Raw genomic sequence first — 15,077 nt, forward strand, 5'->3', positions numbered from 1 at the left:
AACACCGGAGGAGTTGTCGGATCCGGTCAGAACCTTGGAGAAACGATGACGGAGTCCAGCGGGTCGACATCTCTGGATCTATCGGCCGGGCCCGGCACGGCGGTTGTCACCCCGGCAGCGGCGGCCGGTGCGCACGAAGCCCCGGCGTCACACGGCATCCCCGCGGGGTGGGCTCCGCGCCGGGCCGTCCGGGCGGAGACGATCCACGGCGGGTTCGAGGCCCAGGCCGCCCGCACTCCGCGGAGCATCGCGTTACGCGCCCGCGGTACGGAGCTGACCTACGAGGAGCTCAACGCCCGGGCGAACGTCCTGGCGCACCGGCTGCGCGCCCACGGCGTCGGGGCCGAGTCCCTGGTCGTCGTGTGTCTGCCGCGGTCCGTGGAGCTGCTCGTCAGCTTCCTCGCCGTGCTGAAGGCCGGTGGCGCGTACGTACCGCTGTCGCCCGGTGACCCGGTTCAGCGGCGGCGGCACATCGTTCAGGACGCGCGGCCCACCGTCGTCCTCACCGACGCCGATCACCGCGGTGCCCAGGAGTTCGCCGGTTCGACGGCCCTGTGCGTCGACGAGCTGCTGAGGTCCGTCGCGACCGCGGGACCTGCGGAACGGGGCGATCCGGCCGAGGAGGTCCGGCCGGAACAACTGGCCTACGTCATCTACACCTCCGGATCGAGCGGCCGGCCCAAGGGCGTGATGTGCCCGCACCGCGGGGTGGCGAACTACCTCGACTGGGCCGTCGAGACCTACACCACGCTCGGTGCCGACGGCGCCCCGCTCTTCTCCTCGGTCGGCTTCGACATGGTCGTGCCCAACATCTACGCGCCCCTGTGGTGCGGCCAGGCCGTACGGCTCGTCCCCGACGACCAGGACCTGCCCGCGCAGATCTCCGAGGTGCTGGCCTCGGGCCCGTACGGCTTCATCAAGCTGACGCCGGGACAGCTCGACCTGATCACCTCGATGACCGGGGCCGAAGGGGCGCGGAGCCTCGCGGGGCTGCTCGCCGTCGGGGCGGACCTCTTCCCGACGCAGTCGCTGCAGCGCTGGCGCGCACTCGACGCCACGACGCCCGTACTCAACGAGTACGGGCCGACCGAGGCCTCGGTGGCCAACGCCTTCTTCATGGTCCCGGACGGCTTCTCGGGGGAGACCATCCCGATCGGCAGGCCGATCGAGAACACCTCCATGTACATCCTGGACGACGACTTCCAGCAGGTCCCGGCCGGTGCGGAGGGCGAGATCTTCATCGGCGGGGTGTGCTGTGCCCGCGGCTACCTGGGCCGACCGGACCTGAGCAGCGAGAAGTTCGTCCCCGACCCCTACGCCCCGGAGCCCGGGGCCCGGATGTACCGCACCGGCGACCGGGCGACCTGGGACGACCTGGGCAACGCGGTCTTCCTGGGCAGGTCGGACCGCCAGCTGAAGATCCGCGGCCACCGGGTGGAACCCGGCGAGACCGAGGCGGCGCTCCGGCGCCACCCCGACATCCAGGACGCGGCCGTCGTGGGTCACCGCACCTCCCCCGACGCGCCGCTCGTGCTGAAGGCCTATCTCGTCGTCGACGGGGCCGTACCTGACGGGTTGGTCAAGTGGCTGGCGGAGCACGTCCCGGACTACGCCGTACCTCGGCACTACGCCGAGGTGGACTCGATCCCGCTCGACGCGAACGGGAAGGCCGACCGCTCCGCACTGGCGCGGCAGGATCCCGAACCCGAACGGGCCGCCGAAGGCCCGGGTGCGGAAGGCACCGAAGGACCGGGTGCGGGAAGCGTGGAGGACGTGCTGCGCGAGGCGTGGAAGTCCGTCCTGGGGGTCACCGCGGTGGATCCCGACGCGAACTTCTTCGAGCTCGGCGGCGACTCGATCTCGACCGTCCGCCTCGCCTCGAAACTGCGCGAGCAGGGCTACGAGCTGAGCCTCACCGACGTGTTCCGCTGTCCGACGCTGCACGCGCTGGCGTCCTTGGTGGTGCGGTCGGACGCGGTGGCCGAGACCACGATCGAGGTCGGCGGGCCGCTGTCGCTGACACCGATCCAGCAGTGGTTCATGGACCGCGATCCGGTGGACCGGGACCACCACAACCAGTCCGTCCTCCTGGAGTGGAAGGACGAGCCCGAGGTCTTCGCGCTGGAAACCGCCCTTGAGGCGCTGGTCAACGCCCATGACGCGCTCCGGATGCGCTTCGTGCAGGCCGACGGCAGGTGGCAGCAGGAGGTGGGCGAGGCGCCGCCCGGGTTCGAGCTGCTGTCCGAGGTCCATCTCGACCAGGACGCCGACGACGCCGGCCCCGGGCACGCACTCCAGGAGGCGGCCACCGAGCTGCAGCGCTCGCTCGACATCGGATGCGGACAGGTGCTGCGCGCCGCGCTGATCTCCGGCGCCGAACGCCCGCCCCTGCTCCTGATCGCCGTCCACCACCTCGTGGTCGACACCTTCTCCTGGCCGACCCTCGTACGCGATCTGGACGTCGCCTACACGAACCTCGTCGCCGGGCGCGAACCCGGCCTGTCCGAGGACGCCTTCGTCTTCTCCCAGTGGGCGAGCGCGCTCGCCGCCGTACGTCCGCGGGAGGCCGCGCCGTCCGGCGGCGGGGAGAACGCGGCACCCGAGCCGGTCTCCCTTCCCCGGGACGTCGCGGACGGTGCCAACACCGTGGGCGGTACCGCGTGCGTCGAAGTGCGGCTGCCGTCGGCCGCCACCAGACATCTGCTGCGGGTGACGCCGAGCGACTACAGCAGCCCGGTCGAGAGCGTGCTCCTGACCGCGCTCACCGACGCGCTGAGCGCGGCCCACGACCTGCCGTCGGTGACGTTCGACGTGGAACGGCACGGTCGCGACAGCCGCCTTCCCGGCCCCGACCGCTCCGCCGCGGTGGGCTGGTTCGCGGGGGTGCACCGGGTGACCCTCGACTCCTTCACCCTGGACGCGGAGAGCGACCCGGGGCTGCGCGACGCGGTGCACCGCATGAAACAGGCCATGGTCGCCGGGCCCGCGGACCGGTTGGAGTGCGACATCGAGGCGGCCCCGGCCAACCCGGGCACGATCCTGTTCAACTACTCGGGCCATCTGGAGACCCAGTTCCAGGCGGAGAACTTCAGCGCGGCCATGGGCGCCGCCGGCGAGGAGCGCTCGGCCCGCCAGGAGCGCAGCCACGACATCGAGCTCGAAGTCGACGTCACCGACGACCAGTTGACCTTCCGCTGGCTCTACGCCCCCACGCTGCACAGCCGGCAGGCCGTCGAGTCGGTCGCACGGCGCTGCATGAACACCGTGGAGCTCCTGGTCCGCCGCGGGTCAGGGGTGCGCGCGGCGCGGGTGCCGTCGGACTTCCCCCTGGCATCGCTCACGCGGGAGCAGCTGGACCGGGTCCTCAAGGAGGTCGGCCGGGCGGACGACCTGTACGACCTCACGCCCCTGCAGAGCGGGATGCTGCTGCACAGCCTCATGGGCGGCGGCTACGGCGGATGCCATCTCATCGAGTGCGCTCCCGGCCTCGACGAGTCCGAGGTGGCCGACGTGTGGCGCGAGCTGGTCCGACGGCATCCGGTGCTCCGCAGCAGCGTGCACTGGCAGGGCCTGGACCGGCCGGTCCAGGTGGTGCACCCGGTGGAGTCGGTGGACATCGAGATCGCCGACTGGTCGCAGGACCTCGTCGACACGGCGGGCGACCCGGGCCGGGACTGGCGCCCCCGGGTGACGGTGGCGCGTACGGGCGACGACCGGCTGAAGGTGGTGCTCAACTGCCATCACCTGTGGATCGACGGCTGGAGCGTCGGTGTGCTGACCGACGAGGCGAGCCGACTGCACGAGGCGCGCACGGGCGGCGAAGGGACGGGCGGCGCGGGGGAGCTGCCGGTGCCTGTCCCCTACCGCCGCTACGTGGAGTGGCTGCGCGACCCGGAGCGGCAGCACGCGGCGCACACGTACTGGTCGGGACGGCTGGAGGGCAGCCGTGCGTGCTATTTCGACCCGACCGGCCGGGCCGGTGCGGGCGGGGAGCGCCTGCTCACCGTCGACCTGTCGGCGGACACCAGGACCCACTTCCGGCAGTTGGTGAGCGGGCACGGTGTGACGCCGGCCGTCGCCACTCTCGCGGCGTGGGCGGTCACGCTGTCGGCCGCCGTCGACCGGGACGACGTCATGGTGGGCTGCGTGGTCGACGGGCGGAGCTGGGACCTCGCGAAGATCGACCGCATCGTGGGGCTGGTGATGAACACGGTGCCGGTCGTCTGGGATCCGGTCGTCCGGGACCCGGCCGGTTCGGCGACGGTGGCCACGGCGCTGGCCGGCCTCAGGGACCAGCTGAGCGACACCGTGCGCTTCGGACACCACTCCCTGGCCGCCCTCCAGCGGAGCGTGCCGGGTGCCAGGGGCGAGCTCTTCGACACCGTCTTCGTCGTCGAGGACGTGTCGGACGCGAGTTCCGCCCGGACGTTCCAACGGGAGCTGGGGTACGAAGAGGTGCACTACCCGCTCTCGCTCACCCTCCTGGTGGAGAACGGTCAGCCGGTCGCGCTCCGGTTCGCCTTCCACGACGGGGGACTCGACCCCGAGCGGGTCCGGACGCTGGCCGACCACGTGGTGACGGCTCTCGGACTCATGACGTCGCACGCCTCCGGTCCTGCGTCCGCGCTCCGGACGATGCTGTAGGAAGGTCGGGCGCTCGACGGCGATCGGTTGTCCGGCCGTCCGGCGGGACAACCGATCGCCACAGGTTGCCGCTGTCGCATCCACCAGAACGTGCCGGTGCCGGCCGGGGCATTTCGCCCCGGCCGGCACCGGCGTGTTCGCGCTAACGCACCGGAAGCAGATCGGCGAAGTAGGTGTCCTCGCCCGTGCACCCCCGGCGGAGTTTCGGTGAATCGTGTCCGATGCCGAGCTCCAGGCGGTGCGCCCCGCGGTCGAGGGCCGCTTTCAACGGGCCCAGCAGGCAGCCGAAGTGGTAGACCGCTCCGCGGTCGAGCCCGGGGGTGTCGAGGATCCCGAGGGTGTGTGCGTCCATGGTGTCGTCGAACATCCGGCACAGCATGTGCGCGATCACGTTCCCCCGCCACCGGGTCCTGACGAAGAAGTGCTTCCCCGGGCGCCGGCGGTAGTTGTTGATCCGCCACCTGACGATCTCGGGGGACTCGTTCATGCCGTTGCGCCGGGAGACCCCGGCGATGCCTACGGCTGCCTCCGCGACGACCTCGTCCGAGAAGGGCGCGACGTCGTGCTCAAGACCGAGCTCATCGGCCTCGCGGATGTCCCGGTTCCAGTGCCGCCGGCGCTTCGCGGGAAGGCGCTGGAGGAAGTCCTCGATGCCGGCGGCCCCGCCGATCTCCAGCGTGCACCAGACACCGTGTTCACGGACGGTGGCCGACGGCGCCGCGTCGAGGTACGCCGGCAGGTCGGTGGCGGTCAGGAAGGGGGACAGGACCGCGTCGGCCGTCTGCGCCGCACGGTCGACCGCCTCCGCGACCAGAGCGGCCAGCAGTTCGCGACGCTCCTCGTGCGCGACGCCCGTGAGGGAGCTGCCGGACCGCAGGCGGGCCAGCCCGCCGCCGACGAAGGCTGCCGACCCCTCGTACGAGGTCAGTCCGAGGTACCCGCGGTAGTCGTCGTTGAGGGACTCGACCTGCTTGACCATCACGACGGGCAGCCGTCCGCGACCGCGCCCGGAGCGCGTCTGGACCTCGAAGTAGTCGAGCCGGACGTCCAGTGCGCAGAGCGCCCTGTCGTCCGTCATGGCGAGGGCGTTGCGGGCCGTGACGGGCCGGGGGACGGCGTCGGAAACAGCGTCGGGAACGGCGTCGAGGACGGCGCTGGGGACGGCGCTGGGGACGGCGCTGGGCGACGGATTGCTCACCATGCCGTTCGCCCGCTCCACAGCAACTCGCGTACGTCGTCGGGCCATTCGCCGAGTCGCGGGCCGTGCGCGTCGACGAGTGCGAACGCGAGACGTTCCAGGCCGAAGCCGACACAGGCGCTGTGGGCCGGCTCCCCCTCCGCCGACCGGATGTCGAAGATCCGGCCGAAGTGGTCGCGGTGGTAGTTGATCGACGCGACCGCGACGGGGTGGTCGCCGATCGGGACGACGACCTCCGCCTTCATCCCCTCCTCCCGCTGGTTCTCGGCAATGACCTGCCCGGTCGTCCCGAAGAACGGGTCCGAAGCGGCCTCGACCGCCACCTTGAGTCCGAGCCTGCGGACGAAGGCGGACGCCCGCTCGTGCCACTCGTCGAACCAGCCGGAGGCCTCGGCCGAAGTTCCGATCCGCACGAACTCGCGCAGCCGGAACGACACCAGACGTCCCGGTTCGGTCGACGGTTCGTGGCGGAAGCAGAATCCGCTCGCGTCCACCGTCCGGCCCCCGTCCAACACGGTTCCGCCGAACAGCGGGTACACGGAGTAACACACCGCGGGAGCCAGCACGAAGTCGGTCAGTCGTGTGTGCCCGCTCCAGTCCTCCCCCTTGGTGACGGCCCTCTCCAGGCCCTCGTGCGCGCACTCGTCGCCCCGGAACGCGTGTATCGCGCCGAAGAGTTGAGGGAACGAGGTGACGTACTCGCTCTTCTCGAAAACAGCGCGCGGAAGAATGGGCGGGAAATGGAGCTCGGTGGGTTCCCTTTCCGCGACCTCCGCTGACAGCGCTTTCAGCAGGCCTGAATAGACTTCTTCGAGTGCAGCACCCCACCCGTACAGTCCGGTGGCCGTGTTGACCAGGAGGCCGTGGTCGCGCAGGGCATTCGGAAGGCTGGCCGGAATTCTCTCCCCCAGCCCCTTCACCATTTCGTCCGTCATCTTTTCCCCGTCCTGGAGGAGAGTTCGATCACCGGCCGGCGTCAGTTCGCCTGCGCACCTCGACCGGCGCCTGGACCATAGACTCCGCCGGCCCCGTGCCGCACCCGAGAACGCCCGCCCTGGGTCGCTCCGCCCTCCCTCCCGCTGAGACGTTTCCACAGGTCACCGTGGATGCGTCTCCCCCGCGAAGATGAAGTTCCAAGTCAGTTCAACCCGGCGGTGGATGGTGATCCGGCTTGCCCGGAAGATAAGTTCTCAACGAATTGTTCGACTGCCCGCACACAACGCGGGGCCCTTCCCCGTGTCTCGCTCAGAGAATTCATGGAGTGGCTATGTCCGTTGAGCCTGAGTTCATCGTGGTGGCGAACCATGAAGAGCAGTACTCGATCTGGTGGTCCCATCGACCGCTGCCGCCCGGATGGGACGACGCCGGCTTCGCCGGAAGCCGGGAAGCGTGCCTTTCCCACATCTCCGAGGTATGGACCGACATGCGTCCGCTCAGTCTGCGAAAGCACATGGACGGAGTGCCCGCGTGAGCAACGAGACAGACATGCCGGGCACGGAGGAGCAGGCGGGGCGGAGCGTGCCCGCCACCGACGTCGAAAGGGTGGTCTGCGGCATCTTCCGGGATGTGCTCGCCACGGACGACCCGGTGGACGTCACGCGCAGCTTCTTCCGCATCGGCGGCACCTCCCTCATGGGCGCCAAGGTCGTCGCCCGCGTTTCGGCCCGCTACCGGGTCCAGCTGTCCCTGCGGACCATCTTCGAGTTCCCGACCGTCAGGGAACTGGCGCAGATCGTCGAATCCGAGGTCCGCAACGACGTGTCCGGCCTCTCGGACGCCGAGGTCGTCGCACTGACCACACCCAAGTCGTCGCACTGACCACACGTAAGAAGTGAGGACAGCATGGCCGAAGACATCCAGGCCCTCCGAGACCAGCTCCTGAGGAACCGCCTTGAGGGGACAGGAACTTCGGCGGCCCGCACGACACCCACGGCCGACCGGGGCGGGTCAGTGCCGCTGTCGCCCAGTCAGCGCCGGCTCTGGTTCCTCGACCTGATCAACCCGGACAGCGGCGAGTACCACGTCCCCATGGTGCTGCGACTGCACGGGGCGGTCGACGCCCCGGCCCTGCAGCAGGCCTGGTTGCGGGTCCTGGAGCGCCACGAGGTGCTGCGGACCCGCTACCGGATGGAGCGGGAGGAGCCGGTGCAGGAGGTGGCCGAAGGACCGGAGAGCGCGATGGTCCACAGCGATCTCCGGGCGGAGGCCGCCGAGGTCGGGGAGAGCCGCGCGCAGGAGCTGGTGCGGCGCCTGGCGCACTCCCCGATGTCCCTGGCCGAGGGCCGGGTGGCCCGTGCGGGCCTGGTCACGGTGGCGGACGACGATCACTACCTCGTGGTGTCGATCCATCACATCGCCTTCGACGCCTGGTCCGAGCCGATCCTCTGGCGCGATCTGGCCCGCGCCTACCGGGCCGAGAAGGGCGACGGCGGCGTGGAGTTCCCGCCGCTGCCGATGCAGTACGCCGACTACGCCGAGTCGCAGCGCACGCAGCTTCTCGACGGCACGCTCGCGGAGTCCCTCGCGTTCTGGACACGGCAGCTCTCCGGCGTCACGCCCCTGGAGCTGCCCACGGACCGCCCGCGCCAGGCAGTGCGGTCCTCGGCGGGCGCGTCACTCCCGATCACCGTCCCCCCGGCTGTCGCGAAGGCCGTCCGGGAGGCCGCGGCAGAGCACGACACCACTCCGTTCGTCGTGCTTCTGACCGCTTTCCAGATGCTCCTGAGCCGCTACACGGGCCAGCGGGACATCGCCGTGGGCATACCCGTGGCGGGCCGGGACGAAGGGGCGGCGCAGGAGCTGATCGGCTGCTTCGTCAACACGATCGTCATCCGCACCGGCTGGTCCGACGACCCCACGTTCGCCGGTCTCGTACGACGCAACAAGTCGCGGTTCCTCGACGCGGTGGAGCACTCGCACGTCCCCTTCGACGTGCTCGTCAACGAGCTGGCCCCGGACCGGGACCTCTCCACGCCGCCCCTGGCCCAGGTGATGTTCAGCTACGGGGACGGGGATCCGGACGGGATCGCGCTTCCGGGGGTCGAGACCACCCGCATTCCGACCCTCAGCGAGAACTCCAAGCTGGACCTGACCCTGCAGCTCGACTCCGAGGCCGACGGCACCCTGTCCGGTGCCCTCGAATACTCGACGTCGCTGTTCGAGCCGGACACCGTACGACGGTTCGCCGACAACTTCTTCGAGCTCCTGCAGAGCGCGACGGGCAGCCCCGACAGGCCGCTGTCCGACCTTCAGTACCTCACCGGGCAGGAACGGGAGAGGCTGCTCGCCGCGGCGGACGGCGGCAGCGCGGACCGCCCCCGGGGCGCCGTGCACGAGCTGATCGCCGAACAGGCCCGGACCGCGCCGGACGCGCCGGCCGTCCTGGCCGGCGACACCGGCCTGTCCTTCGGCGAGCTGGACGCCGGGGCGAACCGCCTCGCCCAGCACCTGCGGAGCCTCGGTGTCGGGCCCGGCTCGGTCGTCGGCGTGCACCTGCCCAGGGACCCGCGTCTCGTCGTCGCGCTCCTCGCGGTCCTCAAGGCCGGAGCCGCCTACGCCCCGCTGGACCCCGGCGACTCCGCCACCCGGCGCGGCTACATCCTGAGCGATGCCGGTGCCCGGGTCGTGGTGACCGACGAACCCGGCGCCGCCGCCCTGGCCCACGGTCTGGACGGACACACCGTCGTCCTGGTCGACCGCGACGCCGAGGCAATCGGCGCGCGGGCGGCCGACGCTCCGGACCTCCCCGTCGCCCCCGATTCCCTCGCCTACCTCATCTACACGTCGGGGACGACCGGACTGCCCAAGGGGGTCATGGTCACCCACCGCGGGCTGATGAACTACCTGTGGTGGACGGTCGACACCTACCTGCGGGCACCGGGCGGAACCGCGCTCTTCTCCTCCGTGGCCTTCGACCTGGGTGTCCCGAACCTCTACACCTCGCTCCTGTGCGGACGCCCGGTCCACCTGCTGCCGGACGGCGAACCCACGGAGCTGGGCGCGCGACTCCTCGGCTGCGGGGAGCTGAGCTTCGTGAAGATGGCACCGGGGCACCTCGAACTGCTGGCCGAGCAGCTCGGTCCTGACCAGCGGCGCTCGCTCGCCGGCCTCGTCATCGCGGCGGGCGACCGCTTCACCGGCACGCTGGCCAACAGCTGGCTCGCCGACGCGGGTCCGGGCAGCGTCGCCGCCGAGTACGGTCCCACCGAGATCACGGTCGGCAACTCCGGCTGCCGGGTCGGCCGGCCGGTCGACACGGAGCTCGTGTCCATCGGCTCGGCCATGCCCAACACCACGATGTACGTACTCGACGAGCACATGCGCCTGGTGCCCTTCGGCGTCGTCGGCGAGGTCTACGTCGGCGGGACCGGGGTCACCCGCGGCTATCTGAACAAGCCCCACCTGACGGCGGAGAAGTTCCTCCCCGACCCGTTCTCCGCCGAGCGGGGCGCGCGGCTGTACCGCACCGGCGACCTCGCGGCCGTCCGGCCCGACGGCGAAGTGGACTTCGTGGGACGGGTCGACAAGCAGGTCAAGATCCGCGGCTACCGGGTGGAGCCGGCCGAGGTCGAGAGCGTCCTGGCCGACCATCGCGCCGTACGGACCGCCCTCGTCGTGGCCCGGCGGACCGATGACGGCCGGCCCGAGCTGGTCGGCTACGTGGTGCCCGCGGCCGGGACGGCCGCCCCCGACCAGGCCGCCCTGCGCGCCCACGTCGGCGAGCGGCTGCCCGAGTACATGGTGCCTTCGGCGATCGTCGTCCTGGACTCGCTGCCGCTCACCGACGTCGGAAAGATCGACACCGATGCGCTGCCGGCCCCCGACCGGGCGTCCCGTGGCGTCAGCACCGACCTGGTGGCTCCCCGCTCCGACGCCGAGACGGAGATCGCGGAGGTGTGGCGCACGGTTCTGGGCACCTCGGACTTCGGGGTCCGCGACAACTTCTTCGTCATCGGCGGGGATTCGGTGCGGGCGGTGGCCGTGGTGGGCGCCCTGCGGAGGAAGGGCTACCCCGTCACCGTGCGGGACGTCTTCGAGCACCGCACGATCGAGGACTTCGCCCGGACGCTGGGCCCCCGCTCCGAGCACAGTGTCGACGAGCCCGTGGTGCGGCCCTTCGAGATGCTCGACCCGGCCGACCGGGCGCGGATCCCCGACGGAGTGACGGACGCGTACCCGCTGTCCCGCATCCAGCTGGGGATGATCCTCGAAATGGAGTCCTCGGGCAACGAGGGCAACTACCACAACGTCACCTGCTATCTGGTCCGCGACGGCCGGCCCTACCGCCACGACCTCCTGCAGACGGCGATCGACGCCACCGTCGCCCGGCACGAGGCCCTGCGCACCACGATGGACCTCACGACGTACAGCGAACCGCTCCAGCTCGTGCACGACGAAGCGCACCTGCCCGTCGGGTTCGCGGACGTCCGCGGTCTTTCGCCCCAGGCGCAGCGGGACGAGGTGCGCGCCCACATGGCCGCGGAACGCGACCGCCGGTTCGACCTGGGCACGGCGCCGCTGTTCCGCTACTTCACCCACATGTGCGAGGACCAGTGGTGGGTCACCTTCACGGAGTTCCACCCCATCCTCGAAGGCTGGAGCTTCCACGTACTCCTCTCCGAGGTGTTCGACCGGTACCACGCCCTGCACGACGGCACCCAGTACGTGCCCACGCCCCTGCCCCAGATCCGGTACGCCGACTTCATCGCGCTGGAGCGGAAGGACCTGGCCGACCCCGCGCACGCCGGCTACTGGCGCGACGTCGTCGCGAACCACGCCAAGCTGGAGCTGCCTTCCGCGTGGGGCGACGGCTCGGGGCCCGTGAAGCAGCTGGTCACGCCGTACGACGATCTGCAGGACGAGCTGGCCGCGCTGGCCCGCAAGGCGGACGCGTCGCTGAAGAACGTCATGCTGGCGGCCCATCTGGCGGTGATGAGCATGATCACCACGGATGAGGCGTTCTCCACCGGCCTGGTGTGCGACACCCGGCCGGAGGCCGAGGGCGCGGACCGCGTTCCCGGCCTGTACGTCAACACGGTCCCCTTCCCCTTCCGCCGCGGCGCCCGCACCTGGCGGCAGCTGGTGCAGCAGGTGCGCGACACGGAGATCGAGGTGTGGCCGCACCGCCGGTATCCGCTCGGCGAGATCCAGGAGGGCAGCCGCCATGCCCGCATGATCGACGTCGCCTTCGTCTACCTGGACTTCCACGTCCTCGACTGGGACCTCATCGACGACGACGCCGTCGTCGACGAGAGTCCGAACGAATTCCGGCTGATGGCCGTCGCGCAGTCCGGCCGGCTGACGGTCTACAGCCGGCCGGGGGATGCGGGCCCGCACGCCCAGGCAATGCTGGGCAGCCTCTACCGCGCGGTCCTGGAAGCGATGGCGGCCGATCCGGACGGTGCCACCCATCAGGTGCTGACACCTCGGACGTACCGCTCCGTCGCCCACGGGCCGGAGTCGGCGGCGGCGCTCGGCGAGCGGGCGCCCGCTCCCCCCACCACCCCCGGCGAAGAGATGTCCGTCCACGGGCTGGTGGAACGTCAGGTCGAGCGCACACCGGACGCGACCGCGGTGGTCTGCGGCAAGGACGAACTGACCTACGGGGAGCTGAATGCCCGCGCCAACCGGCTTTCGCGTCGGCTGACGGCCGCCGGGATCGGGGCCGAATCGGTCGTCGCCGTCCATCTGGAGCGCTCCGTCGACCTTGCCGTCGCCTACCTGGCCGTACTCAAGTCCGGTGGCGCCGTACTCCCCGTCGATCCCGAGTATCCGCGCGACTGGCGACGCACGCTGCTGGCCCAGGCGGGGCCCGACGCGCTGGTCACCGAGGAGGCGTGGCTGCCCGATCTCGGTGACGTCCGGATACCGGCCGTCTGTCTGGACACCGACCCCGGCCTGCTGACGCAGGGGGCCGACGGCAATGTGCCGGGCGACTGGAACGGAGGCGACCAACTCGCCTACGTCATCTACACCTCCGGGTCGACGGGCCGGCCCAAGGGCGTGGAGAACACCCACCGCGGGCTGCTCAACACGCTGAGGTGGGGTCAGCAGCGCATCCCCCTGGGGCCCGACGACGCGGTGCTGCAGATGGTCCCGATCAGCTTCGACGTATCGCTCTGGGAGATCTTCAGGCCGCTGACCGCGGGCAGCCGGCTGGTGCTCGCCGAGCCCGGCGGTCACCGGGACACGCACTACCTCGCCGACCTGGTGGCGGAAGAGCGGATCACGGTGATCCACCCCGTTCCCTCGATACTCGCGATCCTCCTGGACACGCCCGATGTCGCGCGCCGGTGCGCCGGCCTGCGCCACATCGTGCCCGCCGGGGAGGCACTGCCGATCGAGCTGCAGCAGCGGACGGTGCGGGAGCTCCCGTGGATCCGGCTCCACAACCACTACGGCCCGGCCGAGACCGCGATCATCGCCACCGCCTGGGAGTGCCGGGCGGACGACGGACGGACCACGGTGCCCATCGGCCGGCCCATCGGGCGCAGCTGGGCGCTCGTCTGCGACAGCGATCTGAATCCGGTGCCGACCGGGGCGGTGGGCGAGCTCTGTCTGGCCGGCGACCTGACGGGCCGCGGGTACCGCGGCGCCCCGGCGCCGACCGCGGACCGGTTCGTACCCGCGCCGTTGGGCCTCCCGGGCGAGCGCATGTACCGGACCGGCGACCTGGCGAGGATGGGGCCGGACGGCGTCATCGAGTTCCTGGGCCGCATCGACCGGCAGGTGAAGCTGCACGGTGTGCGCATCGAACCGGGCCAGGTCGAGTCGGTCCTGGTCGAGCACACCGCGATCCGTGACGCCGCCGTGGTGGTGGACGGCAGCGGCGGCGGGAAGCGGCTGCTGGCGTACGTGGTGCCGGACCCCGTGACCGCGGCGGCGGTGCGCCGGCAGCTGCTCGACGCGCCGGCCGGTGCCGCTCCCGGGCCACGGGGCACGACGGCGGACGGCGCCTGGCCGAACGCCGAGGCACTCGTCGCGGACGTCCGCCGCTGGTGCCAGGAGCAGCTGCCCCCGGCGCTGGTGCCGAGCGCCGTGATCCCCCTGGCCGCGTTCCCCCTCTCGCACAACGGGAAGCTCGACCAGGCGGCACTGCCCGCACCCTCCGCGGCGCCGGCCGGCCCGCAGTCGGCCCCCCGCAACCGGACGGAGCTGGATCTGCTGCACATCTGGGAGCGGATCCTGCGGACCCGGAGCATCGGCATCGAGGACGACTTCTTCGAGGCCGGCGGGAACTCCCTGCTCGGTGTGCGCCTCATCTCGACGATCAGGAAGGAGCTGGGGATCGACCTGCCCATGGCCAGCCTGCTGGACGCCTCCACCGTGGCGGCCCAGGCCGCTTCCCTGGTCGCCCCCCACCCCCGGCAGCTGCGGACCCTCCTGCCGCTGCGGCACGGCACCGGACGCCCCACGTTCTGTGTCGCGCCCGTCGGCGGCACCGCGTTCTGCTACCTCGAACTGGCCCGGTCGCTGCCGGGCGACGGCCCGGTCCACGGGCTCCAGTCGGCCGGCATCGAGCCCGGCGAGCAGCCGCTGACCAGCGTCGCCGACATCGCCGCGGCCCATCTGGCCGTCGCCCGAGAGGCGCAGCCCGAGGGCCCGTTGCGGCTGATCGGCTGGTCGTTCGGCGGTCTGGTGGCGTACGAGATGGCCCGGCAGTGCACCGACAACGGCGAGGAGGTCGAACTGCTCGCCATGATCGACCCGGCCCTGCCGCCCTCGCTCCTGCCGCACCCGCCGGGCGCCGTCGGCGCCGGTGAAGCCGTCGGCCCCGGTGAGGAGGAACCCGAGGTCATCGCGGCCTATCTGACCTTCCTCGACCGGCTGCACGAGGTCGACATGGCCCTCGACGCGGAGAAACTGACGGAGATGCCGTCGGCGGAACGGCGCCGGGAACTGGTCACGCGCATGCGCCACGCACAGCTCGTCCCGGCGAACGCCACAGCGGGTGAGGAACTGCGGCTCTTCGAGGTCTTCGCCGCCAACTGGCGCGCGCTCAGGGACTACCGGCCGCTGCCCCGTACGGGCCGCACCCTGCTCTTCAGCGCCGGCGACGCGGCCGAGGACGAACGGGCGGCGGCGGCCCGCCTGCAGTGGCTGCGGCTGTGCACGGGAGAGACCACGGCCCTCTCCCTGACCGGCGATCACTACGCGGCCGTGAAGCCTCCCAACACCGACACCGTGGCCCGTTCCGTGGCCGCTTCCTGATGTCACCCCGGACCGCACACCGGAG

6 protein-coding genes are annotated in these 15,077 nt (G+C 71.4%); 4 read left to right on the forward strand and 2 right to left on the reverse strand.

Features of this window, described 5'->3' with window-relative positions; translation table 11 throughout:
* Positions 1–45 precede the first annotated feature (45 nt).
* Positions 46–4,644: an amino acid adenylation domain-containing protein gene (locus tag ACH4SP_RS36890; RefSeq protein ID WP_398421820.1), complete on the forward strand. Its 4,599-nt coding sequence runs from the start codon at positions 46–48 to the stop codon at positions 4,642–4,644.
* Between the two features lie 142 nt (positions 4,645–4,786).
* Here the strand turns inward: ACH4SP_RS36890 and ACH4SP_RS36895 are convergent, their stop codons facing one another.
* Together ACH4SP_RS36895 and ACH4SP_RS36900 are read right to left on the reverse strand one after the other, a co-directional pair.
* Positions 4,787–5,845, reverse strand: a complete 1,059-nt coding sequence (locus ACH4SP_RS36895; protein WP_398421822.1) for a hypothetical protein — start codon at positions 5,843–5,845, stop codon at positions 4,787–4,789.
* Positions 5,839–6,777, reverse strand: a complete 939-nt coding sequence (locus ACH4SP_RS36900) for a hypothetical protein (RefSeq protein WP_398421823.1) — start codon at positions 6,775–6,777, stop codon at positions 5,839–5,841. Before ACH4SP_RS36900 ends, ACH4SP_RS36895 begins: the two co-directional genes overlap by 7 nt.
* A gap of 332 nt (positions 6,778–7,109) precedes the next feature.
* On the opposite strand from ACH4SP_RS36900, the gene ACH4SP_RS36905 reads away from it, so the two are divergent.
* From ACH4SP_RS36905 to ACH4SP_RS36915, 3 genes are read left to right on the forward strand one after another with little or no spacing between them, the layout of a single operon-like run.
* Positions 7,110–7,313: an MbtH family protein gene (locus ACH4SP_RS36905; protein ID WP_398421825.1), complete on the forward strand. Its 204-nt coding sequence runs from the start codon at positions 7,110–7,112 to the stop codon at positions 7,311–7,313.
* Positions 7,310–7,660: a phosphopantetheine-binding protein gene (locus ACH4SP_RS36910; protein WP_398421827.1), complete on the forward strand. Its 351-nt coding sequence runs from the start codon at positions 7,310–7,312 to the stop codon at positions 7,658–7,660. The genes ACH4SP_RS36905 and ACH4SP_RS36910 overlap by 4 nt, the downstream gene beginning before the upstream one ends.
* Positions 7,661–7,684: 24 nt before the next feature.
* Entirely contained in the window at positions 7,685–15,052 is a 7,368-nt protein-coding gene (locus tag ACH4SP_RS36915; protein WP_398421829.1) for an amino acid adenylation domain-containing protein, read from the forward strand.
* Positions 15,053–15,077: the final 25 nt, after the last annotated feature.

Origin of the sequence: Streptomyces sp. NPDC021093 (assembly GCF_044333135.1) — a bacterium.
GTDB lineage: Bacteria > Actinomycetota > Actinomycetes > Streptomycetales > Streptomycetaceae > Streptomyces.